This is a genomic window from Mesorhizobium waimense, from assembly GCF_003601975.1.
Classification (GTDB): domain Bacteria; phylum Pseudomonadota; class Alphaproteobacteria; order Rhizobiales; family Rhizobiaceae; genus Mesorhizobium; species Mesorhizobium waimense.
The window spans coordinates 25,519-50,628 of sequence record NZ_QZWZ01000029.1 but is presented as its reverse complement, the minus strand read 5'-3'; the positions used below and the strand labels follow the sequence as shown (position 1 = coordinate 50,628).

Genomic DNA, 25,110 nt, shown 5'->3' with positions numbered 1-25,110 from the left:
GGAGCGACATGGCATCGGACACCGCTGTTGACCTCAGGGTCGAGCGCAAGCCCAAGCTTTCGGAGACGGTCGTCGCGGCGATCCGCAAGCAGCTGCAAGCGGGCGAGATCCAGCCGGGGCAGAAGCTGCCGACCGAGGGCCAGCTGACCGAGACCTTCGGCGTCAGCCGCACCGTAATCCGCGAGGCGCTGGCCAAGCTTGCCGCCGACGGGCTGGTCGAGCCGCGCCAGGGCGCCGGCGTCTTCGTCACCGAGCACATTTCGACGATGTTCGGGGCTCTTGCCGCCGACATGGGCAGCAAGGATTCGATCGCGCTCAACGTGCTCGAAGTCCGTCTGGCGATCGAGATCGAATCGGCCGGACTTGCCGCCATCCGCCACAACGCGGCGCAGGAAGCGGCGATCCAGGAAGCCTTCTTCGAGTTCGAGCGGCTGCTGCTTGCCAGCGAGCCGACCGGCCCCGCCGACCTTGCTTTCCACCGGGCGATCGCCAGCGCCACCAACAATCCGTTCTATGTCGAGATGCTCGACGTGCTTGGAAGGCGCGCCATTCCTTGCGACGTCACCTCGCCGTGGTCGACCGAGCTCGTACAGTCCGACAGCTACCAGCGCGGGCTGCAGCGCGAGCATCTGGTGATCCTGAACGCGATTTCGGGCGGCGATGCGGCGGCCGCGCGCGAAGCGATGCGCGCGCATCTTTCCGCCAGCCAGCAGCGCTATCGCGAGCGCCTGCAGGCGCGGCAGGCCTTCTACGCCAACTCGGTGAAAGCCGCCTCGACAGAGTGAAGATTTCAAGCAAGGTAGCAATGGACCAGAAACACACCGAATTTTCCTCGCGCTTCGCCATTGACCCGGCCGCCGCGGCGGCCATGGGCACCGATGAGCTGCGCCACCATTTCCATATCGACGGGCTGTTCCAGGCCGATCGCGTCAGCCTGACCTACACTCACTACGACCGCATGATCGTCGGCGGTGCGATGCCGGTCGGTTCGGTGTTGCCGCTGGAAGCGATCAAGCCGACCGGCACGAAAACGTTCCTCGATCGCCGCGAACTGATCGCAGTCAGCATCGGCGGCGCCGGCACTGTCACAGCGGATGGTCTCCCCTATGAGCTGGCGTCGCGCGATATGCTTTATCTCGGCATGGGCACGCAGCAGGTGTCGTTCGCTTCAGCAAATGCCGACAAGCCGGCTAAGTTCTATCTGCTGAGTGCACCGGCGCATCACACCTATCCCAGCCGCCTGATCCGGATCGGCGACGCCAAGCGGCTCGATCTCGGCAGCAAGGATACCTGCAACGAACGCTCGATCTTCCAGTTCATCCATGCCGAGGGCGCAAAGACCTGCCAGCTGGTGGTCGGCATGACGCAGCTGGCGACAGGCTCCATCTGGAACACCATGCCGTGCCATGTGCATGACCGGCGCATGGAGGCCTATCTCTATTTCGACCTGCCGGAGACGGCGCGGGTGTTTCATTTCATGGGCGAGCCGGATGAAACACGCCATCTGGTGATGCGCAACGAGGAGGTGGTGCTGTCGCCGGGATGGTCGATCCATTCGGGCGCGGGCACCTCCAGCTACGCCTTTGTCTGGGCGATGGCCGGCGACAATGTCGACTATACCGACGTCGACCCGGTGGCGCTGGACGAATTGCGATGAGTGACCTCTCGGCCTTCAGCCTTGCCGGCAAACGCATCCTGGTCACCGGCGCCAACACCGGCATCGGCCAGGGCATTGCCGTCTCGGTCGCACGCGCCGGTGGCCGGGTGATCGGCGTCGGCCGCTCGGCGATGGACGAGACGGCTGAAAAGGTCGCGGCGACAGGTGGACGATTCGAAGCGATGCACTGCGACCTTGGTGACCCGATGGCTGCCCAGGCGATGCTCGACCAGGTTTGGAATGAAGGCGGGCCGCTCGACGGCCTGGTCAACAATGCCGGCATCATCCGCCGTGCCGATGCTGTCGATTTGACCGAGACCGACTGGGATGATGTCATCGACGTCAATCTGAAGACGGTTTTCATGCTCAGCCAGGGCTTTGCCAGGCGCGCGCTTGCCGATCCGGGACGGCGCGGCAAGATCGTCAACATCGCCTCGGTGCTCAGCTTCCAGGGTGGCATCCGGGTCGCCTCCTACACTGCCTCGAAACATGGCGTGCTCGGCATCACAAGGCTGCTCGCCTGCGAATGGGCGGCAAAAGGCATCAACGTCAACGCCATCGCACCGGGCTATATCGAAACCAACAACACCGAAGCGCTGCGCGCCGATCCCGACCGCAGCGCCGCGATCCTGGCGCGCATTCCCGCGGGGCGCTGGGGCGAACCGGAAGACATTGGCGATGCCGCCGTCTTCCTGCTGGCGCCGGCGTCCAACTACATGCATGGCGCCGTGGTGCCGGTGGATGGCGGCTGGCTGGCGCGATGAGGAAATGACCATGACCGGTACAAAAATCTTTTCGCATGCCGGTGAGGGAGCCTGGACGCCAACGCCGGATGGCAACCGCAGACGCGTCCTGCTCACGACTGACGAGCTGATGATGGTCGAGTTCGCCTTCGACAAGGGCGGTGTCGGCGCGCTGCATTCGCACCCGCATGTGCAGGCGAGCTACGTCGCCGAAGGCCGCTTCGAGGTCACCATCGACGGCAGGAGCGAAATTCTGGACGCGGGCAGCAGCTTCATCGTCCCGTCCAACCTGGTGCATGGCGTCAAGGCACTCGAGGCTGGGCGTCTGGTCGACAGTTTCACGCCGCACCGCGCCGATTTCCTCGGCTGACCTTTTTCGGCCCATTCCAGAAATGGAAAACCCGCGCCTCCGGAGAGGCGCGGGTGTGTTGCCTGGGCGCTTGTAGCGCCGCGGTACTCAAAACATCGCCGCAGGACCGCAACCGTGCCGCATGATGGTGAAAATATACTTAACAGGGCTGGAACTGCCCAGCTTTATCGGCCAAGCAGGACAGCAGGTCCTTGGCGACTCGAACGCCGGCGGAATCGGGCGGACGGATCCAATCCGCGCATGCACTTCAACAGCGGGCGACAAGGTGATGCAGACATCGACGGCAAGCGCCCCGGCGGACGGACACGATGCCAGGCGGCGCGTCCTGAAGGACGTGTTCGGCTTCGACGACTTCCGTCCCGGCCAGGCAGCCGTGACGGAAGCGTTGTTGGCCGGGCGTCACGTGCTGGCCGTCATGCCGACCGGCGCCGGCAAGTCGCTTTGCTACCAGGTTCCGGCGCTGGTTCTGGGCGGGCTCACCATCGTCGTTTCGCCGCTGGTGGCGCTGATGCAGGACCAGGTCGCGGCGCTGCGCCTGGCCGGCGTTGCCGCCGACACGATCAATTCCTCGTTCGACCGCGAGGCCAATGTCGCGGCATGGCGGCGCGTTGCGTCGGGCCAGACGCGGCTGCTCTATCTCGCGCCGGAACGGCTGATGACCGATCGCATGCTCGACGCGCTTGCCAGGCTGGACATCAGCCTGATCGCCATCGACGAGGCGCATTGCATCTCGCAATGGGGGCCGGCGTTCCGGCGCGAATATGAGGAGCTGTCGCGGTTGCGCGACATCTTTGCGAAAGTGCCGATCATCGCGCTGACGGCGACGGCGGACGAGGCGACGCGCACCGACATAGAAGCGCGGCTGTTTGCCGGGCGCGTCGAGACGCTGGTGCTGGGTTTCGACCGGCCGAACATCAAGCTCGGCATCGAGCCCAAGCAGGACAGCAAGCGCCAGCTTTTGGATTTCGTGCGGCGTCATGCCGGCCGCAGCGGCATCGTCTACTGCCTGTCGCGCAAGAAGACGGAGGATGTCGCGGCGTTCCTCGAGAAGAACGGCGTCACCGCGCTCGCCTATCATGCCGGCATGAGCAAGGAGGCGCGCGACGCCAACCAGAACAGCTTCATGACCTTGCCCGGCGTGGTGATGGTGGCGACCATCGCCTTCGGCATGGGCATCGACAAGCCTGATGTCGCCTATGTCTTCCACACCGATCTGCCGGGCAGTCTCGAAGCCTACTATCAGGAGATCGGCCGCGCCGGCCGCGACGGGCGGCCGGCGGAGGCGCGCATGCTTTTCGGCCTCGGCGATATCCGCATGCGCCGGCTTTTCATCGAGGACGAGGCGACGCCGGCGGAGCACAAGAGGCGCTCGCATGGCCGGCTCGACACCTTGATCGGCTATTGCGAGACGGCCGAGTGCCGGCGCCAGGTACTGCTCGGCTATTTCGGCGAGGAAGCCTCGTCCTGCGGCAATTGCGACAACTGCCTGGACGAGGCACCACGGGCGGATGGCGGGGCGGAAGGGCGGATCATCCTGACCGCGATCGCCGAGACCGGCGAACGCTTCGGCGCTGCCCATGTCATCGATGTCCTGCTACGCCATGAAACCGAGAAGATCCTGGCCAGAAGCCATCACAGGCTCGCCAGCTTCGGCAGCGGTGTGGCGCACAAGAAGGATTTCTGGCTGTCGCTGATACGGCAGCTCGTAGCCGGCGGGTTTCTAATGCCGGATCCGGACGGCCATGGCGGCCTCGCCATCGCCGAGAAGGGCCATGCGCTCGGACGTGGCGAGGTTTCGTTCCTATACCGCGTCGAGACGCGGCAGCGCCGCGGCAAGATGCGTTCCGCCCAGGGCGCCGCCATCGATACGGAAGGCCTCGACGCTTCGCTGCTGGCCACGCTCAAGACGCTGCGGCTGCGGCTTGCCAAGGAACGCCAGGTGCCGGCCTATGTGATCTTCTCCGACCGCACGCTGATCGACATGGCCGCGCGCTGCCCAAGCGACCTCGACGCCTTCGCCGAAGTGAACGGCGTCGGGGCGGCGAAGCTCAGGGAGTTCGGTGGGGTCTTTCTCAAAGCAATCGCTGCGCACCAATCCGGTGCATCGGTCTGAAAACCCTCACCAAGTCCCGCGACGATTGTTCGAGGCGTGTACGGCAAGTTCCTGCCTCGCCATCGTCACAACTGTACAGACATGCCGCCGTCAACAGTCAGGACATGCCAGTTTGACGAAGGACGCCGCATCGCTGGCAAGAAAAAGCGCAGCACCGGCGATCTCCCGCGGCCGACCCCAGCGCTGCGGCGGAACCCGCTGGCGGGCGAAGGCAACCATGTCCGGGTTTTCCGCCATTGCGGCTTTCCCGCCATCTTAGCCAACCGAGATGTGTCTCAATAATGCGCGTAGCCGCTCAGCGGACATTTCTGGGTCGCGGGAACCTGGAAGGCGTGTCAACTAGGCGGGCCCACAGTTGCGCATTCGGTGCGCCCAGTCTCGAGGGCCGACTAGGCATTCGTCAACTGTGCGACCGTCCTTGGCCCGGCGCGGGTCGATTTCGGGTTCGTCGACGGCACTGGGCTGAGGCGGCCTGACCGGCAAGGTCGAGCTTGCTTTAAGCTCCAAACGCATCGGTCTGAACGACCGAGTTCGATTTTCAAACCTTCTATTTCAGTTCAATTTGCGGTCTCAACTAAAGGGTTCTTCCACGGCGCTCCGCTATGGTGGGGGCAGATTGCGCTTTGTAACGGCGGCGAAGCGCATATGGGATGACCTATGCTCAAAATCGCAGACAGCGCCAAGGACAGAATACGTCACCTCTGCGATCAATTTCGCTGGGACAAGGGCATTGATCCGATACCAGCCATTATGTGGCTGGACACTGATCTCAATGGCGGAAGGTTTCCGACAGGGGTGATTATTGGTGCGTATACTTCTGCGCAAGGAGGTGAGCTGAGCGGAGAAATTCGAAACGATAACGGACTGGAATACGTCTTAGCGGTGGCCGACGACTACCTACCCAAATTCATCGGAAAGACGCTTTCGTTCGACGGCAACTCGTATCGCCTCGATTAGGGACCAAGTGTCAGCTTCCACCCATAGCGGCCATCCGAACTTATCCGCCCGCATAACTCACGCAATGCCTCTGGTAATGTGGTTCTCATTCTGCCGCACTCGTCTATGGTCGGGGATGGACGCAAGTTTCGAAATCTGTGCCAGAGCGACACTTTTGACAGTCTTCCTTGCCGTTGGCGGACCGGCGGTCGCGAGCGAACTGGCCGCGACGGCATCCAAGCGGATCTCCATATGCCACGGCTATGGTTGCAACTATCGCACCATGCTTGTGCTTGGTTCCGGCGACTACGGTCGCTTCCGCTCTATCTTGCATGCGGGCGCGGGTTCAGCCCAAACCGAGCGTTCCGCTATTTCGAAGGCTGTCCGCTATTTCGAGCAGCGCATTTTTCGGGCCACTGGCGTTCGCGATCTGCCGCAGTCGGAATTCGGTGCATCGCGCATTAGGGGTCAGATGGATTGTGTCGACGAATCGACCAACACGCATGCGCTGCTGGTCTATCTTGCCGAGCGAAAACTGCTGAGGTTTCACAAGGTTGAGGACAATGCCTCGCGCGGCTTGTTTTTCGACGGGCGATATCCCCATTGGACGGCGGTGATCAGCGATCGCGGCGGCACCGAATGGGTTGTGGACTCCTGGTATGCGGCGATGGGCGGCGCGCCGGACATTTTTCCGCTGAGCCAGTGGAAGGTGCGCGGTGTGCTGAAAAGCGGTGCGCTGGATTGACGGCGGGGCGCCTTAACTCAGGTCGGAAAATCCGTTAGCGGACGTGCAGAGTGCATTACCGTTCTCATAGCTGCGGGGGCAAACCCCGATCAGATGAACAATCGTGGAGTAAGTCCGAGATCGCTGGCGCATACCATTGCCTGACGGCATCCGGCTCGGCGGCGGTTGGGCCGACAGATGGAGCCTTCGGTGGTTCTTGTAAGAACTCAAAACTCGTATCACGGTGGAAACCGATGATGGCGTAGAGCACGAAGTCGTTATGAAGGTCTCTTCTGGCCGTGAGTGCAGCGAAGAAGGGCTGATGAATGAAATGCTCGGTTCTCTGCTTGCGGCGGACCTCGGCCTCCCGGTCAATGAGCCCTTCTTCGTGGAGCTTGATGCTGACTTCGTTCAGTCAGTAGTCCGGAGCGACATCAAGGACAGGTTGGTAAGATCCTGTACAGTCGCATTCGCGTGCAAGGCCGCTGGCGAGCAGTGGCGGCGTCGGGTACCGTCAGACAGGATCGTGGCCTCACAGGTAGAGATGGCAATCGGGGTGATGGCGTTCGATGGCTTCGCTGCGAATGGTGATCGCGGACCACGCAATTCCAATTTGCTAGTCAAAGACACTGAATGGCGTTTGATCGACCACGAAGCCGCATTTGGCTTCCGAATGCGGCTCTTTCCGAAATGTGAGCCGTGGAAGGTGGGCAATTTGGAGATAATGAGGCGCTACGGCCAAGACAGCGAGCACATCTTCGCCAAGCAATTGTCAAAGCGCGACGATCTCGATTTCCGGCATGTACGCGACTTTTGGTCAGGCTTGTCGGATGCCCGCTTGGCGCAGTACGACGCTACCTTGCCTGAGGAATGGGGAGCTACACGTCCCAATTTGGCCGAAGCGATACTCCACCTTAAGCAGGTTCGGGACAATATCGATGCGTGTCTGAAAGAACTGGAACGGATCTTGTCATGAAGCGCGAACCATACACCTATTATGATCCTTCGCTATCGCCACGACCCCGTTGGTGGTGAGCAAATCAACGTGGGCATCGTCGTGCATGCTGCGAGAAGCGGGTTCCTCGGCGCGGTCATGCGGCGTTCTTATGGCCGTATTTCAAAGGTGTTTCCGACCTTGGACGGCGCGAGTTGCGCCATGATCTGGCAAGCATCGAGCGGGCGTTCCACAAGCTGGCGAAGTCGAATGTTTCCGGCGACATGGTCGATCAGCCCAATGCTTCTACCCGAACGTCGGCCGGCCCGCGTGATCGGTTCCTCCGTGACGCGGGCCTTTTTCGTTCTCCGACTGTTTCAGCCGGTCGCTGGCCTCGAGACAGGCCATATCGATCAGGTAGGTCAGCAGATCTTCGCCATCCTCGTGCATCCGACGGCGGAGCGCGCTCAGCAGGTCTAGAGTAAAGCGCAGGTTCTCCAGCTTGTTTGGCGAATCCATGACGCGCCTCCTAAGTTGACGATTCGCCTATAATATTAGCGTACGCTTGCGCGAACGTTGCTGCGTGGAAACTGCCTGGGCAGGAGGCCTGGGTTGCAGGCTGTGGTTATGAATCGAATTCCAACCGCTCATGCTCGGGATTTTGATGCCAGATCACCTGCCGCAGGTCGCGTCGGTCGACAAGCTGCCCGCAGTTCCGGCAGACATAGAAATGATCCAGCTCGGCAGCCGGCTCCCTGCCGAGATTCGGCGGGCCGAGTTCGGACAGCTTGGTCATTTTGCAAAGTCGACGGTCTGCGGGTCTTCGTCGACGCAGAATTCGTAAGCGCTTCCACCTTCATCGATCACCCGGAACCAGTGCTGCTGCAATGTCCTCGGAGAGATGGCCTTCCCCGTTATTCCTTCGACAGCAGCGAGGGCATCATTGGCATCCGCATCCCGCGACGTGACGACCTCTTCACCATACAGTTCTTCGACATGATAGCGCGCCATGAGACCGTCTACCTGTTGCCGAAGTGTTTTGCTTCGCGCTCTAACGTCTCGCGGTTGCGGTCGCGGAAATTGCGTTGGGTCTTGTCGTCGGTCATCGTTGGTTTCCTCCGGCGTACAGAACAGAGAACATGCGCGAATGTTCCGGCCTGCTTTTAGCAATGGCTAACGGAACGGAAACGGCTCCTCGCTATTTGAATCAAATTCGAGTTTTTGCGTGGGGCGTTCCGATGCGAAGCCCCATAGATCACTGCTGAAACCCGTAGATCACTGCTAACGGCGCGATGTGGGCCTCTCGGACAACTCGGAGGGGTTCTCTGATAACCTAGCTGAGCGCTGATCGTGAAGTCGCAATTTCTTCTTTTTCGGCTTGGTAGGGTCAATCAGATTTGGCCTTTTCGCTATCAGGTAGTCAGCCCTGTTCGTTCGGTAGTCTTCTTTCTGGACGGACATTTGTATGATCTCCATGGTGGACATCAACGCGGCTGGACGCCGACACGTTCCCAACCTCCCGTGCGAACAAAGCGCTTACGAAGGAACCTAATGCCGCGCGCTAGATTAAGGCGAGATGAGCACGCGCGGCGTCAACTTCTTGCATAAGTCGATTTCCAACAACGTCCCCGAGACCGTGGGCGCGGAGGTGATTTCAGTCGCCGAGTTGACGCAACAGCTATTCGCCGATGCCAAGGCGCGGTAGGAATTAGCAGCGCCGAGATCGAGGAAGAGACGGGAAGCGTCTATGAAGGTGATCCTTGACGCGATCGTTCATCATGACGCGGGCGTGGCGGACTGAGGTAATGAGAGAGATGACAAAGTGGATGTCCTCAAGCGATCATATCGTCTGCAGATCATGCTCAGTGCCGAGGAACTCGCTATCCTGGATGCTTGGCGATTTGAGAAAAGACTGCCGAACCGTGCTGGGGCAGTGCGGGCGTTGCTTCAACGCGGTCTCATAGCGAAGGGGTATGATGCAGAGCGAGGCGCACGTTCGGTCGATTTCGGGGTTCTCAATCGACCCGGCGACTAAAGACGCTGCTATCGCTGAGTTGCGAGCACTTCCAGACGCTGCAGGCACTGCATGTCTACGGATGGGTACGGCTTGCTCCGGAAGTGCCGCGCCAGTCTTTGGCGATGCTGTCCAGAGCCATCCTGATATCGTCTGGACTATCGATCCCGCCGCTGAAAAGGGCGATCAGGCGGCGTGCCAAATGCTCACGCGCAGGGTGCGTGCCTTCCATGCCGGCTTGCTCGCAATAATCGTCTAGAATTCTGGTGAGTGTTGCCAACTGTACGTCGTCAGCCGTTCCGCGAAGAGTCATCGCGCATCTCCCTATTGGCGAAAGCGTGATCTACTCTTCCAAGCACCCGTGTGCCGTACAAGGCGGGCGACAATTTAGGGTACGCCTGTGGAGATGCACTAGCGAGTCATTTATTTCCGGAACTGGAAGGCCCTTGGCAACGTTGCGCCCTTCCTTGGCCTCACAATTGGTCATCGCTTTTGCGGGAAGCGCGGATACTAAAGGAAGCCCTAGTGGTATTGGCCTAACACAGAGTCCGGCTCGGGATTCCCTTGGCAGCGGCGATATTGAGCCGACAATTCGCTTGCCTAGACGTGGCTCGCGGACCTAATCTGAATGTTTGGCGAGCCCACCCCGGCACGCGGTCGGAATGGGTAGCCCGGCTAGACGGGAGGTTACCATGAAAGTTGCATCGCTACTTGCAATCGGCTGGATCGTATCCTGCGGAATCGCCTCCTTTGCTTCGGCAGAGGATGCGCACACTGTGATCACTCCCAACGAGGTTAAGTGGGGCCCGGGCCCAAAAACGCTGCCTGCCGGAGCAGAGGCGGCTGTCTTGTTCGGCGATCCGACCAAGGAAGGTCCGTTTGCCCTTCGGCTCAAATTGCCGGCTGGATATGCGATCCCGCCGCACACGCATCCAGGGCTTGAGGTTGACACAGTAATATCGGGGACCATTAATCTTGGCATGGGCGAGACCGCCGATCGGAGCGCCGCCAAAGCAATTCCTGCGGGCGGCTTCTTCGCTTTGCCGCCCGGCATGGCGCATTTTGCTTACTTCGACGAGGAGACGGTGCTCCAACTCACCAACAAAGGCCCGTGGAGCATCAAGTACATCAATCCGGCGGACGATCCTCGAAAGACGCAATAGCTACGACGGCATAAATCGAACTGCCCCGCCGTGCTCGGCGGCGGGCTGCCATTGCCGAGGCAGGTTGAAGTGGGTACCCAAAGCGGGACTCAGGCCGTGGGTACCAAGCGTTGGATTTTCACCACTAGCGCCCCCTGCTCCTTTTGTCGGGTCTTCCTGGCCGTTAGCGAACAGCAGATAGACGCCCATGCCGGCCAGCAGCAGGCAAGCGGCCATGCCGATTATATCGCGCTGCCGGTAGCGCCAGACGTCGGCGGGCGAACTGCGGTGACGGCCTAAGCCATGCGGCGCTTAGATAGGGCCTCTAATAGGTCCGCTTCCTCCGTGCTCCCGCACCGGAAAACGCTGACGATTTCCTCAGCGAGGTCTTCCCTCTGTTCCGAGTCTTTTTGGGCTAGGCGACGCTCGATACAAAGTTGGTTGAACACCCGCTGGAGCAAGTCCAGATCAGTAGGCTCGAACACTCCGCTGTAACGCGAGAATGGCATAACGGCAGCCCTCATTTTGCCGTCCCTTACCCTATTATTCTGCCACCAACTACGACCAACCTCAAGGCGGTGGCATTCGGGGCAAGCTTCGCCCCCGCAAGGGCGCTTGACGAAAAAGCCCGCCACCGTGAGGCAGCGGGCTCTAATATATCGGGTCGGCGTCGGACCTAATTCATTCCGCCGCGCAAAGCCTTGGTTTCCTCAGCCATGGCGCGGTTGATCTGTTCCCGCACGGGCTTGAGGATGTCCATCGCATAAACCAGAACGTAGCCGATTGAAGCCATGTCCTCTGTCGAGACGTTGGTCGGGTCGGCTTCGAAAGCATTGATGGCCAGCCGCGCAACGCGCATCAGGTCCAACGCATGATCAACCTCGTCGACCGCTTCGGAGCCGGGATACTTGGGATTGAGCGGAGCGTTCATATCCCGCTCTCCACCAGCACTTCCTGCGACTGCAGGTCGTCGGGCCACATGATGATTTCGCCGTCTCCCGATGGCTCGGCGTCGCCGCCTTCCTCTAGGTCGGCGTCGTCCGCTTCCCGGTCGGTGTTATCAGAGCCGCAGACGCCACCACCCACGGCCCAGCCGAGCGTGTATTCATCGTCGCCGATTTCCTCCAGATCGCAATCGGCCTCCATGAGGTCGAGCGCCGTTATTAAGCTCATGGCGCGGTCCAGATGGTCGTTCAGGCGCTTCTGAACCGACTGGCGCCATTCGCGCGGGTCCATCCCCTTCGGCATCCCGAGGGGCTTCAGTGTCCGAACAGGCGCGTTCATTGGCCCGCCTCCCGCTTCACGTGTTCGAGAGCGCGGCTGCCAGCGTCGTGCAGGACGTTGGAGGCGCGGAGGAGTTCACGGGCCAGGTAGAGGCGCCCGAGGCGCGTGCGTAGGCCCGCTGCGGCAAGCAGCATGGCTATTGCGACGTAGGTCATGACGCGCGCTCCCCATCGAGGAAGGCCAGCGCCGACTTCAGCACGTTCTCTGCGCTAGAAGAGCATATGCAATTCTCTTTGAGCGCGTAGCGGATCGCCTCTGCCACACCTTGAAGGCTTGTCGCTGCCGGACAGTCTTTCCACAACCTATCAAAAGCAGGCCCATAGGTTGCTGCTACGAAGGCCTCTTCATTGCCCATGTCTATCAGGTCGCTCGGGATCGCCGCGAATTCGGCCGCCCGGGCGTTATATTCGGCGATGGCGTCGACGAGCGGGTCGGGCGACACGGCCGGCGCCGCTATGGCGGCTCCTATCGCCGGAACGGAGGCTATTGCCGCCAGAAATAGGGCGCGGCGGGAGAATCTTCCGATGATCGGGCTTTCAGTCTGGTCAAAAAAGCGGTGCATATCCAAGTCTCCTTCGGTTGCATTTTCCTTGGGAAACGCATTGGGAAGGAGGCAAACGACGTCGACAACTATCCTACAAAATCAATCTGTTAGGAGAGAAATCTGGCGGAGAGGGAGGGATTCGAACCCCCGATGCCCTTGCGAGCATGCCGCATTTCGAGTGCGGTGCATTCGACCACTCTGCCACCTCTCCGCGGTCATGGTCCGCCGTTGCCGGCGCGGCGCACTAGATAACGGCTGGGCGGGCAGGTTACAAGGCCCTATCTGCCTGATTTCCGGCTTCTGCGAACCGCTGCGGGATCGCGATGGCGCGAAGCTTTCGAGGCAAGATGTTTCACGGGTGTCCTCGTCGCCTTGCTGGCAGCAATAGCGTGGCGGCCGATGATGGTGCGCCGGGCGCGTCAGAGATACAGCCGTTTGCCTTGACTTCGGGCCAACCTTCGGTTAGGGACAGCGCGCAATCGGCGTGGAGGGTTCTTCCGCGCCGCTTGTTTTTTGAACCCGCAGACTGACAAAAAGACGGCCGAACCGCCTGAAGCGGTTCATCAAGGCCGACCGAACAGCGAAAGGCAAAAAATGTTCGCAGTCATCAAAACGGGCGGCAAGCAGTATCGCGTCGCCGCCAACGATCTCCTGAAGATCGAGAAACTCGAAGCCCAGGTCGGCGATATCGTCGAGATCGGCAATGTGCTTGCGCATGGCGAGGGCGAGAACGTCACCTTCGGCGCGCCATTCGTCGACGGCGCCACGGTCACCGCCGAAGTCGTCGAGCAGGGCAAGAACCGCACCGTCATCGCTTTCAAGAAGCGGCGCCGGCAGAATTCGCGCCGCAAGATCGGCCACCGCCAGCTTTTGACCACCGTCCGGATCGCCGAGATCCTGCTGGGTGGCGCCAAGCCGATGAAGAAGGCCGCGGCGAAGCCGGAAGCCAAGGCGGAGGCCGCCGTCGAGGCGAAGGCCGAGGCCGCGCCGAAGCAAGCCAAGGCCAAGAAGGAAGCCAAGGCTGAGGCTGCTCCGAAGGAAGAAGCCAAGGCCGAGACCGCCGCCGCCGCGCCGCTGTTCAAGGCACCGAAGGGCGAGCCGGACGACCTGACCGTGATCAAGGGCATCGGCCCGGTCGCAGCCAAGGATCTCGCCGAGCAGGGCATCATCACCTTCGCGCAGCTCGCCAAGCTGACCGACAAGGATGTGGCCAAGATCGACGAGCACATGCCGTTCAGCGCCGACCAGATCAAGGACTGGCGCGAGCAGGCCAAGGAGCTGGCGAAGAAGTAAGGCGAACCGGCGAAACGCTCGCCGGATCGGGCTTGAAACGGAACGCGAACGCGTTCATAAGACCATTCAAGCGCCCCCAGGGCGCATCGGAGTTAGTTAGATGGCACACAAGAAAGCTGGCGGTTCGTCGCGCAATGGTCGCGACTCGCATTCCAAGCGTCTCGGCGTGAAGAAGTTTGGCGGCGAAGCCGTGATTCCGGGCAACATCATCATCCGTCAACGCGGTACCTCGTGGCATCCCGGCGTCAATGTCGGCATGGGCACGGATCACACCTTGTTTGCGCTGGAAGCTGGCGCAGTCACCTTCAACAAGAAAGCCAACGGCCGAACCTACGTATCGGTGAACCCGATTTCCAAAGCAGCGGAGTAGCCGGTTCCGCACCACAACACCGGCGCCCATCTCGGGAACCGGTGTCTGGCCAGGCCAGGAAAAGGATCAGGGGAGATGGGTTTCCATCTCCCCTTTTTCTTGCGCCTGGAGGACTTTGACATGGTTGCCGAAGCGGACGACACGGACGATGAAAGTTACGCGATAGATTGCCCGGTACTGGCCACCGAGCGGCTGGTCATGCGGCGCCCGCGCGAAAGCGATATTGGGCAATTGGTGGCGCTCGCCGACAATCGCCACATCGCCGAAATGCTGGCCCGCATGCCGCATCCCTATGGTGAGGCCGAGGCGCGGGCCTTCCTTGCCATGACGGCATCGCGCCGCGCCGGCATTGTCTATGCGCTGACGCTTGCCGGGTCCGACACTTTCGTCGGCTGCGCCGGGCTCAACACCACCGATCGCGGGCTGGAACTCGGCTATTGGATCGGCGAACCCTACTGGAAGCGCGGCTATGCGACGGGGCCGCGCACGCACTGGTCGACCTCGCCTTCCAGAGAACCACGGTTCAGGTGCTGCAGGCCTCGACGCGGGTCATCAATCCGGCCTCACGCCGGGTCATCCACAAATGCGGGTTCCAGTATGCCGGGCAGGGCATGTTGAACTCGATCGTCGCCGGCCAGGTGCCTGTCGAGCGCTACCGGCTCGACAGGAAGACGTGGACGAGCCTCAGGAACTGGGTGCACTTTTAGGTGTGTCGATATTCAGGTGAGTCCGGCCTGCGAATGGCGGTTTCCTGCGCTTCCGGTGCTAACGTACTTAAGTACGCTCCGCTCCGGTTCTCGGAATCCGCCATTCTCGGCGCGGCCTGACCTGAATCTCGACACACCTCGGCGCATGGCCGCGAAACCAAGGGTTTGGAAGGCATCATCGGCAAAGTCAGTAGTTGACTAAACTCGAGGTCAGGTCGTCTCGAGCCAGACCGGCAAATGGTCCGAGCCGACCGCCTCCCGGTCGACCCACAGGCGCTTCAGCGCTCCGGCGAGCGAGGCTGAGGTGAAGACATAGTCGATGCGTTTGTGGCGGCTCGCATCATCGGGTCGTTTGGGATCGACCCAGGTGACGAGATCGGGCGAGTCGAGGCGCTGGGCAGCGTCGACGGCGAGATCGGCGGTGAGCGGCATGCCGAATTCATGGTCCGGGCGGCCGACAAGTTCAACATATTCGGGCGATCCGGTCAGCATGTTGAAGTCGCCCATGACGATGAAGGCTTCCGGATAGGGCAGGTCCGGGAGACCGATCTCGGGGATGCCGGAAAGCCCGCCGCCCTCGAGAGTATAGTTCAGCAGGCGCTGGCGCAGGAAACGGATCTGGCCCTGGCGCTCGACCGGGCTGCGATGGTCGAGATGGGTGGAATAGAAGCGGATGAAACCGAGCGGCGTTTCGATCAGCGCTTCCAGCGCGCCTCGCTGGAAGTTCATAGCTTCCAGGCTGCGGCTGCGCGGCAACAGGAGATTGCGCGACAGATGAATGGGCGTTTTCGACAGCACCATGTTGCCGAGCTGGAAAGTCGTCGTGATGGCGCGGCCGGCCTCCAGGTGCGAGCCGACATTGACCTCGAAATTGCTGCCATAGGCGGCAAAATAGTCGGGCAGCGCCTCGCCGAGCTCGGCCACCATGTCGTGGTTGCCGTTCCTGGGGTTGTTGCGGGTAACCTCCTGCAGCGCGATCACGTCGGCGCCGCGCACGGCGTCGGCTATGCGGCCGACATCGTAGCGGCCGTCGAGCCCGATGCCGTACTGGATGTTGTAGGTAACAAGCTTCATGCCAGCATTTCCCCAGCCCGGCGTTCTGCCCCCGAAAGCCGTAACCGATCTTCGCCGGGGTCAGGCGCAAGCTCACAGTGCTACCGCGTCCCGCGCCTCAGCAAAAGCCGGCGTCGGCGCAATCGTTCGCAAAACGGCCTCGCCCTTCGCCTCGCCTTGGTTTAGAGCAATCGCGCAAGCCCATTAGCAGAAACCCGAAAATCCGATGAAATTTCTCGATCAGGCCAAGGTTTACATCCGCTCCGGCGACGGCGGCGCCGGTTCGGTGTCGTTCCGGCGCGAAAAATTCATCGAATTCGGCGGGCCGGATGGCGGCGACGGCGGCCGCGGCGGCGATGTCTGGCTGGAGGCGGTCGACGGGCTGAACACGCTGATCGACTATCGCTATCAGCAGCATTTCAAGGCCAAGACCGGCACGCATGGCATGGGCCGCAACATGACCGGCGCCAAGGGCGCCGACGTGACGCTGAAGGTGCCGGCCGGAACCCAGGTTTTCGAAGAAGACAACGAGACGCTGATCTGCGACCTGACCGTGGTCGGCCAGCGCTTCCTCTTGGCCAAGGGCGGCAATGGCGGCTTCGGCAACCAGCATTTCAAGACCTCGACCAACCAGGCGCCGCGGCGCGCCAATCCGGGCCTGCCGGGCGAGGAGATGAACATCTGGCTCAGGCTGAAGCTGATTGCTGATGCCGGCCTGGTCGGCTTGCCCAATGCCGGCAAGTCGACCTTTCTTGCGGCGGTGACTGCGGCCAAGCCGAAGATCGCCGACTATCCGTTCACCACGCTGCATCCCGGCCTCGGCGTCGCCCGCATCGACGGCCGCGAATTCGTCATCGCCGACATTCCCGGCCTGATCGAAGGCGCGCATGAGGGCGTCGGCATCGGCGATCGCTTTTTGGGCCATGTCGAGCGCACGCGGTTGCTTTTGCATCTGGTCTCGGCGCAAGAGGAAAATCCGGGCAAGGCCTACAAGACGGTACGCGCCGAACTCGACGCCTATGGCAATGGTCTGATCGAGAAGGTCGAGATCGTGGCACTGTCGCAGGTCGATACCCTCGACGCCGACGAGCGCAAGAAGAAGGTTGCGTCGCTGAAACGCGCCGTCGGCCGTGCGCCGATGCTTTTGTCGGCTGTCACCGGTGAAGGCGTCGAGGCGGTGCAAAGGGCGCTGATGGCGGTGGTGGCAGAGGCGCGCGACAAGGTCGTCGTTCCGGTTGGCACGCGCTGGCAATGACCATGCAGTCGCTGAAGAAATACCGGCGTGTCACCGTCAAGATCGGCTCGGCGCTGCTCGTCGACAGGACGATGGGCCTGAAGCGTGACTGGCTGGATTCGCTGGCCGACGATATCGCCATGCTCGCCCATGGCGGTGCCGAGGTGATGGTCGTGTCGTCCGGCGCCATTGCGCTTGGCCGAACCATTCTCGGCCTGGGAAAAAGGGCGCTGAAGCTCGAGGAGAGCCAGGCGGCGGCCGCCGTCGGGCAGATCGCGCTGGCCGGCGCCTGGTCGGATGCGCTCGGCAAGGGCGGGCTGAAATCGGGCCAGATCCTTTTGACGCTCGGGGACACCGAAGAGCGCCGCCGCTACCTCAACGCAAGGGCGACGATCTCGACGCTTCTGAAGATGAAGGCGGTGCCGGTCATCAACGAGAACGACACGGTGGCCACTTCCGAGATCCGCTATGGCGACAATGACCGGTTGGCTGCGCGCGTCGCCACCATGATGGGCGCCGATTTGCTGGTGCTGCTCTCCGACATCGACGGGCTCTATACGGCGCCGCCGGCACGCGATCCCGCGGCAAAATTCATTCCGGTGGTCGACCGCATTACGCCGGATATCGAAGCGATGGCGGGAGCGGCCGCCTCGGAGTTGTCGCGCGGCGGCATGCGGACAAAACTCGACGCCGGTAAGATCGCCACCGCCGCTGGCACCGCCATGATCATCACATCGGGCACGAGGCTGTCGCCGCTCATGGCGATCGAGCGCGGCGAGCGGGCCACCTTCTTCCGGCCAAGCGCCAACCCGGTCAAGGGCTACAAGACCTGGATTGCCGGCCAGCTCGAACCAGCGGGCCGGCTGACCGTCGATGCCGGCGCCATCGGCGCGCTCCTGTCGGGCAAGTCGCTGCTGCCGGCCGGCGTAAAGCTGGTCAGCGGCAATTTCTCGCGCGGCGACACGGTGGCGATCCTGTCGCCAGAGGGCCGCGAGATCGCGCGCGGCCTGGTTGCCTATGATGCCGCCGATGCCGTAAGGATCGCAGGGCTGAAGACGGCCGAGATCGAAACCGTGCTCGGCTATGAGGCGCGCTCGGCGATGATCCACCGCGACGACCTTGTAGTGAGCCACTCCAGCGATCAAATATTGGCCGGTGACCAAGTATCCAGCGGAGGGTGAGCCATGCTGAAGCTGCATGAAAAATCCGGGGATGACACTGTTGCGCTGATGGCCGATATCGGCCGTCGTGCCCGTGCCGCCGCCCGACCTCTGGCCACTGCCACCACCGCGTCCAAGAATACCGCTCTCGTCGCTATGGCCGACGCGATCGTGCGTCGGGAGCAGGAGATACTCGAGGCCAATGCCATCGACATCTCGAACGGTCACGAGTCCGGGCTTTCCGCCTCCTTCATGGACCGGCTGAAGCTCGATCCGGCGCGTATCCGCACTATCGCCGACGGCATCCGTGAAATCGCCGAACTCAGCGATCCGGTCGGCGATGTGATCGTGGAATGGGACCGGCCCAACGGCCTGCACATCGAACGCGTGCGCACGCCGCTCGGCGTCGTCGGCGTCATCTTTGAGAGCCGGCCGAACGTGACGGCCGATGCCGGCGCGCTCTGCCTCAAGGCCGGCAATCCGGTCGTCCTGCGCGGTGGTTCGGATTCGCTGAATTCGTCGGCCGCCATCCATGCCTGCCTGGTCGATGGGCTGAAGGCAGCCGATCTGCCCGGGGACGCCATCCAACTGGTGCCGACCGCCGATCGCGCCGCCGTCGGCGAGATGCTGAAGGGGCTTTCCGGCAATCTCGACGTGATCATTCCGCGCGGCGGAAAAAGCCTGGTCGGGCGCGTGCAGAGCGAGGCGCGGGTGCCGGTCTTCGCGCATCTCGAAGGCATCTGCCATCTCTACATCGATCGCTCGGCGGTCCTCGACATGGCGATCAGGATCGCGGTCAACGCCAAGATGCGGCGCACCGGCGTCTGTGGCGCCGCCGAGACGCTGCTGGTCGACCGCGCCGTCGCCTCTACCCATCTGGTGCCGATCCTCGACGCGCTGCGTGCAGCAGGCTGCGAGATACATGCCGATGCCGAGGTGCTGAAGCTGTTCTTCGACGCCAAGCCGGCGACCGAAGCCGACTGGGTGACCGAATATCTCGATGCCATCCTTGCGGTAAAACTGGTCGACGGCGTTGCCGGCGCAATCGAGCACATCGAGACCTTCTCCTCGCATCACACCGAGGCGATCGTCGCCGAGGATGCGCAGGTGGTGGGACGCTTCTTCAACGAGATCGATTCGGCGATCCTCCTGCACAACGCCTCGACCCAGTTCGCCGATGGCGGCGAGTTCGGCATGGGCGCCGAGATCGGCATCGCCACCGGCAAGATGCATGCGCGCGGCCCGGTCGGCGTCGAGCAACTGACCTCGTTCAAATACCGCGTGCGCGGGTCTGGCCAGATACGGCCTTGAGCGATATTTCCAAGTCCTGGCCAGGCGTCGGACATTCGCATCTCAAGATGCCGCATGCCGGCAGGGGTGTGGCCGTCGGCCTCTTCGGTGGCTCGTTCAACCCGCCGCATGCTGGCCATGCGCTGGTCGCCGAGATTGCGCTCCGGCGGCTGGCGCTCGACCAGTTGTGGTGGATGGTGACGCCCGGCAATCCGCTGAAGAGCACGCGCGAACTCGCGCCGCTCAGCGAGCGCCTGCAGCAGTCCGAGCAGATCGCCAAGAACCCGAAGATCAAGGTCACCGCCTTCGAGGCCGCGCATCATGTGCGCTTCACCGCCGACACGCTGGCGCTGGTCAAGGCGCGCAATCCTGGCGTCGACTTCGTCTGGATCATGGGCGCCGATAGCTTGCGCGACTTCCACCGCTGGCAGCGCTGGCGCCAGATCGTCATGACCTTCCCGATCGCCGTCATCGATCGCCCAGGGGCCACGCTCTCCTTCCTGTCGTCGGTGGTCGCCAAGACCTTCGACTATGCCCGCGTCGACGAGGGCGACGCGCCACGCCTCGCCCGCATGAAGGCGCCGGCCTGGACCTTCATCCACGGTCCGCGCTCGTCGCTGTCGTCGAGCGCCATTCGCAAGGCTACGAAAGACTGAGCCGGGCCGCCCGGCCATGTCGCATTTGCGGCTGCGTTTGTCCGTTTGGTAGGCGATCCTGACCGGACATGGCGATTTCAAAGAAAAATCAATTCGAAACCGGTTCGGAAGAGGGCAACCCGCCGGCGCCGCTGATCGCGATTACCAGCGTCGTGCTGTCGATGGCGCTGATCGCGGTCGGCAATGGGCTGATGTTTGCCTATATCCCGGTTCGCCTCGGCGCCGGTGGCTTCGATCCGACCTGGGCCGGGCTGATCATCACCGGCCTTTCCGCAGGCGGCCTTGCCGGCTGCATCCTGACCGGGCCACTGGTGCGCAGGGTCGGGCATGCGCGCGCGTTCATGGTGCTGTCGGCGCTGATTGCGCTGTCCAATGCGGCAATCGGCGCCGGGACCTACCCGCTGCTGTGGATCGCGGCGCGTGCGCTTTACGGGTTTTCTATCTGCGGCCTGTTCATCGTCGCCCAGAGCTGGCTCAACGATGCCGTCGCCAACGCCATTCGCGGACGGGTCATGGCGGTGTTCTACGTCGCCTATGTCGCCGGGCTTGGCGTCGGCTATGCCACGCTGGCGGCGATCGATATCCAGACCGCGGCCGCGCCGCTGATCGGCATCGCGTTTACCGCTGTGTCGATCCTGCCGGTCGGTATGACGCGGCTTGCCCAGCCGCCACCGCCACAGGCAGCGTCGGTGGCGCTTGGTCGGGCCTGGCGGATCTCGCCGGTCGGCGTCGCCGGCATGCTGGCCGTCGGCGGGCTTTCGATGGCGATCGCGGGCTTCGCGCCGATCCATGCCACGGCCAAGGGCTACAGCCAGGCCGATGTGGCCCTGCTTTTGGCGGCGATGCCTGTTGGCACGCTGATCCTGCAAATACCGCTCGGCTGGATCTCCGACCGCACCGACCGACGCTATGTGCTGATCGCCGCCGCCGCGCTCGCGGTGGCGGCGGGCATGCTTGCCATCGGCTTCGATGGCGGCGCGCTGGCGGCCCTGGTGGTGATTTACATCGTGTGGGACGGCGCCTCGGAATCGATCTATTCGCTAGCCAGCGCGCATGCCGCCGACCGCGCCAACAAGAACGACATGGTGGCGCTGTCGAGTTCGCTTTTGTTTGCCTGGTCGCTGTCGGGCTTCGTCGTGCCGGGGATCGTGACCGGGCTTTCCGCCCTCTATGGGACTCAGGCCTTCATCTATGTAGCAATCGCTATTGCCTCCGCCTTCTGCCTGTTCGTGCTGTGGCGGGTGGTGACGACGCAGCCGGTGCCGACGGCCGAGACCGGCAGCTTCGCGCCGATGAGCGCGCAGGCACCGCTGCCGGTGGAGCTTGCCTTCGCGCCGGATCAGCAGCGCGACGGCTGAAGGTGCCTCGCTATTGCCGGGTGCTGGAGGGTTCCGGCCGCTGGGCGTCCGGCGGCGGTGCGGGAACCGAAAGCCCCTCGGCATCGAAAGCCTGCTTGATGCGCTTGGTGAGATCGATCTGTGTGGCGAAGAAATCCGCCGCCGAGGTCCAGTAGCGCAAGGAGACGGCGACGCCGGTGTCGCCGACGGTCGAGACGAAGGCGATCGGCGCCGGCTCCCGCCTGACACGCCGCTCGGCGGCGGAGACGCTGAGCATCGTCTTTTGTGCGTAATCGATGTCGTTCCACGAGCCGAATGGTGAGCGTGATGTCGCCGCGGCGGACGCCGTTGCGGGTAAAGTTGCGGACGGGCTGGTTCCAGAGGGTCGAATTGGGCGCCAGCACGTAGACGCCGTCGACCGTGCGCAGCCTGGTGGCGAACAGGCCGACTTCCTCGACGGTGCCGGAAATGGCGCCGACCTCGACATATTCACCGATGCGGAACGGCCTGAGCGCCAGCAGCATGATGCCGGCGGCGATGTTCTGCAGCGTTCCCTGCAGCGCCAGGCCGATGGCGAGACCAATGGCGCCGACAGCGGCGATGATCGAGGCCGTCTGCACGCCGAACTGGCCGAGAACCATGATGACGACGAGGATCAGGATGGCGTAGCGGACGATCTTCGAGAAGAAATGGCGCAGCGTCGCGTCGAAGCCATGGATGTGTTTCAGGCCGGCGGAGATCGAGCGCTCGGCGAGGCCGGCCACGATATAACCGACAACCAGCAGGATGACGGCGCCGATGGCGGAAAAGGAGTAGGAGACGATCAGGGTGCTGAGTTGGGCAAGGCCCGCCTGCACGGTGAGGAGCGTGTTCTGAGGATCGATGGGCATTCTGGGAATCCGATTTGGGAGGCAAGCCGATAACCCGCCAATGAGCCCAAAGTTCCGATATTTGCCGGCATTCGGAACCAACCGCAGAGCACCGCGTTGGCGGCGGCAGCGATCCCCGTCTTGAAACTGCAACGGAACTCTGCCTATCTAAGTGGTGTCACCTGATTTGGCGGGTGATTTGGTTGTTCTTGCTGCGAAAGGAAATACACTGAGAACAGCACTGCGGAAGAAGGCCGACATCGTGCCTTCGCCGGCCGGGATCAGCGTAAACGACGCCGTGTCCCGCGCCATCAAGACAGTCCTTGCCAGTCTGGAAGACTCCAAGGCCGAAAACATCGTCTCAATCGACATTCAGGGGAAATCGAGCCTCGGCGACTATATGGTTGTCGCATCGGGCCGATCGCACCGTCATGTCTCGGCTGTCGCCGATCACCTGCTCAAGGCGCTCAAGGATGCCGGTCTCGGCATGGCGCGCGTTGAGGGGTTGGCCGGCGCCGACTGGGTCCTGATCGATTCGGGCGACATCATCGTCCATGTCTTCCGCCCCGAAGTCCGCGAATTCTACAATCTTGAAAAGATGTGGCAGGCGCCGGACCTCGAGGAAGAGACGCTCCACTGAGCCGCATCTGTTTTGATGCATGCCGCTGTGCATGCATCGACGGCTCTTCGAGGCAGGGATGAAGATTGCGGTTCATGCCGTGGGCCGGATGAAAGCCGGCCCCGAGAAGCTGCTCGCCGACCGCTATTTCGAGCGATTCGCCAAGAGCGGTCCCCCGGTCGGGCTCGAATTCTCAGGCGTTGTCGAGATTGCCGAAGGCCGCGCCCAGACCGCCAATGAGCGGCGGCGCGAGGAAGGCCAGAAGCTGCAGACGCAGCTGCAGCAAGGCACTGCGCTGATCCTGCTCGACGAACGCGGCAAAAGTTTTTCCTCCGAAGATTTCGCCGGCCGCATCGGGCTGTTGCGCGACAGCGGCCGCAAGGCGCTGGTCATCGCCATCGGCGGCGCCGATGGCCACGACCAGTCACTGCGCGACCAGGCTGATCTGGTGGTGTCGTTCGGCGCGCTGACCTGGCCGCATCAGCTGGTGCGGGTGATGCTGGGCGAGCAGCTCTACAGGGTCAGCACCATCTTGTCGGGCCATCCCTATCATCGCTCATAGACCGCGCCGAATCCTGTGCATCGGCGCCAGCCGCCCGGATTTCCGCCCCAATGCAGCGGCATATTGTGCGCCGTTGGCAGGCCGATCGAACATGGTTGATTGTTCGTTAACGAAGCCACGCATAGAGTCGGGCTTCAATGTCTGAAATTGGACGAACCAGAGCGAGCGTTCTGCGCGGCTGCGGCATTGCGGCGGCGGCGTTCGTGCTGTCGCTCGGTGGCGCCAGGGCCGAAAACACGCTCGACCTGGCGCCTGATCCGGACAAGAGCCGCGCCGAATACGAGCAGGTCTCGAAGGAGATCACGCTGTCTTCCGAGCGGCTGGCGAAGCTCGCGGCCGACATAGCGACGGTCAAGAAGGATCACGCCTCGATCACCGCGGCGCTGATCCAGTCGGCGATGACCGAGCAAAAGCTCGGCCAGGACATCGAGGACATCGGCGCCAAGCTGGAGGGGCTGAAGGGCCAGGAGCAGAAGATCCGCGCTTCGCTCAACGCGCGGCGCGACGTGCTGGCCGAAGTGCTGGGCGCGCTGCAGCGCATGGGGCTCAATCCGCCGCCGGCAATCCTGGTCAAGCCGGAGGACGCGCTGTCGTCGGTGCGCAGCGCCATCCTGCTCGGCGCCGTGGTCCCGGAACTGCGCCAGCAGACCGATATATTGCTGGCCGACCTCAAGGAACAGACACGGGTGACGGCCTCGATCGAGGCCGAGCGTGCCAGGCTGGCGGCGGCGGTCGGCGAGCAGACGGCCGAAAAGAAACGGCTCACCATGCTGCTCGAAGCCAAGCAAAAGCTCGAAGCCGACACGCAAACGGCGCTAGCGGCGGAAAAGCAGCGCTCCGAGGCGCTGGCGGCCAAGGCCGGCAGCCTGAAGGAGCTGATCGCCTCGCTCGAGGCCGACAAGGCGCGCAAGGCGGCGGACCAGGCCAAGGCCGGCGAGCAGAAATCGGCTGACGGCGACACGGCTCCGGCGCAAGAGGTTCCCGCACAAGCAGGGGCTCCGGCGCAGACGGAACTGGCTGCACTGCCGGTGCCGGAAGGCAACCGGCTGACCGCTTCAGCGCCGTTTTCTGCGCTGCAGGGGCAGATCGCGCTGCCGGTCATCGGCAAGATAAAACAGCGTTTCGGCACGGATGACGGTAACGGCGCGGTGATGCTTGGTGACATGGTTGCGACACAATCGGGCGCCATCGTCACCGCGCCGGCGGATGGAAATGTGCTTTATGCGGGGCCTTTTCGCTCCTATGGTCAACTCTTGATCCTGAACGCAGGCGACGGCTATCATGTCGTTCTGGCGGGGATGAGCAGAATCAGCGTCGCGACTGGCCAGCCGGTGCTCGCAGGAGAGCCGGTCGGCGCGATGGGAGAGGCCCGGGTGGCGAGCACCTCGGCCTCGAAGAATGGAAATGCCACGCCGGAACTCTACGTCGAGTTCCGCAAGGATGGAAAACCTGTCGATCCGGCCCCATGGTGGGCGGACCGTTTTTCTGGAAGGACGTGA

Annotated in this window: 28 protein-coding genes, 1 tRNA gene and 5 pseudogenes; 22 read left to right on the top strand and 12 right to left on the bottom strand. The window is 62.6% G+C overall.

Translation table 11 applies throughout. The features are described 5' to 3' along the window. Positions 1-8: 8 nt before the first annotated feature. The 5 genes from D3227_RS28145 to recQ all read left to right on the top strand — a co-directional run bounded on the left by D3227_RS28145 (position 9) and on the right by recQ (position 4,883). Positions 9-785: a FadR/GntR family transcriptional regulator gene (locus D3227_RS28145; protein WP_120017507.1), complete on the top strand. Its 777-nt coding sequence runs from the start codon at positions 9-11 to the stop codon at positions 783-785. A 20-nt stretch (positions 786-805) separates the two neighbouring features. Beyond that, a complete protein-coding gene (gene kduI / locus D3227_RS28140) occupies positions 806-1,657 on the top strand; it encodes a 5-dehydro-4-deoxy-D-glucuronate isomerase (RefSeq protein ID WP_120017506.1) in 852 nt (283 codons plus the stop codon). After that, positions 1,654-2,421, top strand: a complete 768-nt coding sequence (gene kduD / locus D3227_RS28135; protein WP_120017505.1) for a 2-dehydro-3-deoxy-D-gluconate 5-dehydrogenase KduD — start codon at positions 1,654-1,656, stop codon at positions 2,419-2,421. The genes kduI and kduD overlap by 4 nt, the downstream gene beginning before the upstream one ends. A gap of 10 nt (positions 2,422-2,431) precedes the next feature. Continuing rightward, on the top strand, positions 2,432-2,770 hold the full coding sequence (locus D3227_RS28130) for a cupin domain-containing protein (protein ID WP_120017538.1): 339 nt from the start codon (positions 2,432-2,434) through the stop codon (positions 2,768-2,770). A 268-nt stretch (positions 2,771-3,038) separates the two neighbouring features. Then, a complete protein-coding gene (recQ, locus tag D3227_RS28125; RefSeq protein ID WP_120017537.1) occupies positions 3,039-4,883 on the top strand; it encodes a DNA helicase RecQ in 1,845 nt (614 codons plus the stop codon). A gap of 65 nt (positions 4,884-4,948) precedes the next feature. Here recQ and D3227_RS28120 read toward each other — a convergent pair. Continuing rightward, positions 4,949-5,126: pseudogene (locus D3227_RS28120) on the bottom strand (SDR family oxidoreductase); the annotation flags it as partial. A 414-nt stretch (positions 5,127-5,540) separates the two neighbouring features. Between D3227_RS28120 and D3227_RS28115 the strand changes: the two are divergent. The 4 genes and pseudogenes from D3227_RS28115 to D3227_RS44410 form a co-directional block, all read left to right on the top strand. After that, on the top strand, positions 5,541-5,840 hold the full coding sequence (locus D3227_RS28115) for a hypothetical protein (RefSeq protein ID WP_120017504.1): 300 nt from the start codon (positions 5,541-5,543) through the stop codon (positions 5,838-5,840). A gap of 154 nt (positions 5,841-5,994) precedes the next feature. Further along, positions 5,995-6,564 carry a hypothetical protein gene (locus D3227_RS28110; RefSeq protein WP_120017536.1) on the top strand — a complete coding sequence of 190 codons (570 nt, stop codon included), beginning with the start codon at positions 5,995-5,997 and terminating at the stop codon, positions 6,562-6,564. A 259-nt stretch (positions 6,565-6,823) separates the two neighbouring features. Continuing rightward, positions 6,824-7,519 (top strand): HipA family kinase, encoded by a 696-nt coding sequence (locus tag D3227_RS28105; protein ID WP_147377702.1) that lies wholly within the window; start codon positions 6,824-6,826, stop codon positions 7,517-7,519. 21 nt (positions 7,520-7,540) lie between these two features. Further along, a pseudogene (locus D3227_RS44410) lies at positions 7,541-7,678 on the top strand (DUF3037 domain-containing protein); the annotation flags it as partial. Positions 7,679-7,783: 105 nt separating this feature from the next. On the opposite strand, the gene D3227_RS42960 reads toward D3227_RS44410, so the two are convergent. The 3 genes from D3227_RS42960 to D3227_RS28095 form a co-directional block, all read right to left on the bottom strand. Then, positions 7,784-7,996 carry a hypothetical protein gene (locus D3227_RS42960; protein ID WP_245451908.1) on the bottom strand — a complete coding sequence of 71 codons (213 nt, stop codon included), beginning with the start codon at positions 7,994-7,996 and terminating at the stop codon, positions 7,784-7,786. A gap of 106 nt (positions 7,997-8,102) precedes the next feature. Next, a complete protein-coding gene (locus D3227_RS41820) occupies positions 8,103-8,273 on the bottom strand; it encodes a hypothetical protein (protein WP_167480883.1) in 171 nt (56 codons plus the stop codon). Then, positions 8,270-8,488 carry a hypothetical protein gene (locus tag D3227_RS28095; RefSeq protein WP_120017501.1) on the bottom strand — a complete coding sequence of 73 codons (219 nt, stop codon included), beginning with the start codon at positions 8,486-8,488 and terminating at the stop codon, positions 8,270-8,272. The genes D3227_RS41820 and D3227_RS28095 overlap by 4 nt, the downstream gene beginning before the upstream one ends. A 565-nt stretch (positions 8,489-9,053) precedes the next feature. Here D3227_RS28095 and D3227_RS44405 point away from each other — a divergent pair. Further along, a pseudogene (locus D3227_RS44405) lies at positions 9,054-9,278 on the top strand (DUF768 domain-containing protein). Between the two features lie 289 nt (positions 9,279-9,567). Here the strand turns inward: D3227_RS44405 and D3227_RS28075 are convergent. After that, a complete protein-coding gene (locus D3227_RS28075) occupies positions 9,568-9,804 on the bottom strand; it encodes a hypothetical protein (protein ID WP_120017499.1) in 237 nt (78 codons plus the stop codon). Between the two features lie 379 nt (positions 9,805-10,183). Between D3227_RS28075 and D3227_RS28070 the strand changes: the two genes are divergently transcribed. Continuing rightward, positions 10,184-10,654: a cupin domain-containing protein gene (locus D3227_RS28070; RefSeq protein WP_120017534.1), complete on the top strand. Its 471-nt coding sequence runs from the start codon at positions 10,184-10,186 to the stop codon at positions 10,652-10,654. A gap of 655 nt (positions 10,655-11,309) precedes the next feature. On the opposite strand, the gene D3227_RS28055 is transcribed toward D3227_RS28070, so the two are convergent. The 5 genes from D3227_RS28055 to D3227_RS28040 all read right to left on the bottom strand — a co-directional run bounded on the left by D3227_RS28055 (position 11,310) and on the right by D3227_RS28040 (position 12,672). Then, on the bottom strand, positions 11,310-11,564 hold the full coding sequence (locus D3227_RS28055) for a hypothetical protein (RefSeq protein WP_120017497.1): 255 nt from the start codon (positions 11,562-11,564) through the stop codon (positions 11,310-11,312). Next, a complete protein-coding gene (locus tag D3227_RS28050; protein WP_120017496.1) occupies positions 11,561-11,917 on the bottom strand; it encodes a hypothetical protein in 357 nt (118 codons plus the stop codon). Before D3227_RS28050 ends, D3227_RS28055 begins: the two co-directional genes overlap by 4 nt. Then, positions 11,914-12,072 (bottom strand): hypothetical protein, encoded by a 159-nt coding sequence (locus D3227_RS41815; RefSeq protein WP_167480882.1) that lies wholly within the window; start codon positions 12,070-12,072, stop codon positions 11,914-11,916. The genes D3227_RS28050 and D3227_RS41815 overlap by 4 nt, the downstream gene beginning before the upstream one ends. Beyond that, positions 12,069-12,485, bottom strand: a complete 417-nt coding sequence (locus tag D3227_RS28045) for a hypothetical protein (protein WP_147377701.1) — start codon at positions 12,483-12,485, stop codon at positions 12,069-12,071. Before D3227_RS28045 ends, D3227_RS41815 begins: the two co-directional genes overlap by 4 nt. A 97-nt stretch (positions 12,486-12,582) precedes the next feature. Further along, positions 12,583-12,672: transfer RNA gene (locus tag D3227_RS28040), tRNA-Ser, on the bottom strand. A 383-nt stretch (positions 12,673-13,055) separates the two neighbouring features. On the opposite strand from D3227_RS28040, the gene D3227_RS28035 reads away from it, so the two are divergent. The 3 genes and pseudogenes from D3227_RS28035 to D3227_RS28025 all read left to right on the top strand — a co-directional run bounded on the left by D3227_RS28035 (position 13,056) and on the right by D3227_RS28025 (position 14,831). Continuing rightward, positions 13,056-13,754: a 50S ribosomal protein L21 gene (locus tag D3227_RS28035; protein ID WP_120017533.1), complete on the top strand. Its 699-nt coding sequence runs from the start codon at positions 13,056-13,058 to the stop codon at positions 13,752-13,754. A gap of 100 nt (positions 13,755-13,854) precedes the next feature. After that, on the top strand, positions 13,855-14,124 hold the full coding sequence (gene rpmA, locus D3227_RS28030) for a 50S ribosomal protein L27 (protein ID WP_006206376.1): 270 nt from the start codon (positions 13,855-13,857) through the stop codon (positions 14,122-14,124). A gap of 120 nt (positions 14,125-14,244) precedes the next feature. After that, positions 14,245-14,831, top strand: a pseudogene (locus D3227_RS28025) (GNAT family N-acetyltransferase). A gap of 210 nt (positions 14,832-15,041) precedes the next feature. Here the strand turns inward: D3227_RS28025 and D3227_RS28020 are convergent. Then, a complete protein-coding gene (locus D3227_RS28020; RefSeq protein WP_120017494.1) occupies positions 15,042-15,905 on the bottom strand; it encodes an endonuclease/exonuclease/phosphatase family protein in 864 nt (287 codons plus the stop codon). 205 nt (positions 15,906-16,110) lie between these two features. Here D3227_RS28020 and obgE point away from each other — a divergent pair, with 205 nt between their 5' ends. The 5 genes from obgE (at position 16,111) to D3227_RS27995 (ending at position 21,582) form a co-directional block, all read left to right on the top strand. After that, positions 16,111-17,139: a GTPase ObgE gene (gene obgE, locus D3227_RS28015; protein WP_120017493.1), complete on the top strand. Its 1,029-nt coding sequence runs from the start codon at positions 16,111-16,113 to the stop codon at positions 17,137-17,139. Between the two features lie 2 nt (positions 17,140-17,141). After that, positions 17,142-18,299: a glutamate 5-kinase gene (gene proB / locus D3227_RS28010; protein WP_120017532.1), complete on the top strand. Its 1,158-nt coding sequence runs from the start codon at positions 17,142-17,144 to the stop codon at positions 18,297-18,299. Positions 18,300-18,302: 3 nt separating this feature from the next. After that, complete coding sequence (locus D3227_RS28005) at positions 18,303-19,589, top strand: glutamate-5-semialdehyde dehydrogenase (RefSeq protein ID WP_120017492.1); 1,287 nt, start codon at positions 18,303-18,305, stop codon at positions 19,587-19,589. A 47-nt stretch (positions 19,590-19,636) separates the two neighbouring features. Next, entirely contained in the window at positions 19,637-20,224 is a 588-nt protein-coding gene (locus D3227_RS28000) for a nicotinate-nucleotide adenylyltransferase (protein WP_120017531.1), read from the top strand. 68 nt (positions 20,225-20,292) lie between these two features. Beyond that, complete coding sequence (locus D3227_RS27995) at positions 20,293-21,582, top strand: MFS transporter (protein WP_120017491.1); 1,290 nt, start codon at positions 20,293-20,295, stop codon at positions 21,580-21,582. Between the two features lie 10 nt (positions 21,583-21,592). Here the strand turns inward: D3227_RS27995 and D3227_RS44090 are convergent. Then, positions 21,593-22,451, bottom strand: a pseudogene (locus D3227_RS44090) (mechanosensitive ion channel family protein). 178 nt (positions 22,452-22,629) lie between these two features. Between D3227_RS44090 and rsfS the strand changes: the two are divergent. The 3 genes from rsfS to D3227_RS27975 all read left to right on the top strand — a co-directional run bounded on the left by rsfS (position 22,630) and on the right by D3227_RS27975 (position 25,110). After that, positions 22,630-23,070 (top strand): ribosome silencing factor, encoded by a 441-nt coding sequence (gene rsfS / locus D3227_RS27985; RefSeq protein ID WP_425277683.1) that lies wholly within the window; start codon positions 22,630-22,632, stop codon positions 23,068-23,070. 58 nt (positions 23,071-23,128) lie between these two features. Further along, positions 23,129-23,611, top strand: coding sequence for a 23S rRNA (pseudouridine(1915)-N(3))-methyltransferase RlmH (rlmH, locus tag D3227_RS27980; RefSeq protein ID WP_120017530.1), 483 nt, complete (start codon positions 23,129-23,131; stop codon positions 23,609-23,611). Positions 23,612-23,748: 137 nt separating this feature from the next. Further along, complete coding sequence (locus tag D3227_RS27975; protein WP_120017490.1) at positions 23,749-25,110, top strand: murein hydrolase activator EnvC family protein; 1,362 nt, start codon at positions 23,749-23,751, stop codon at positions 25,108-25,110.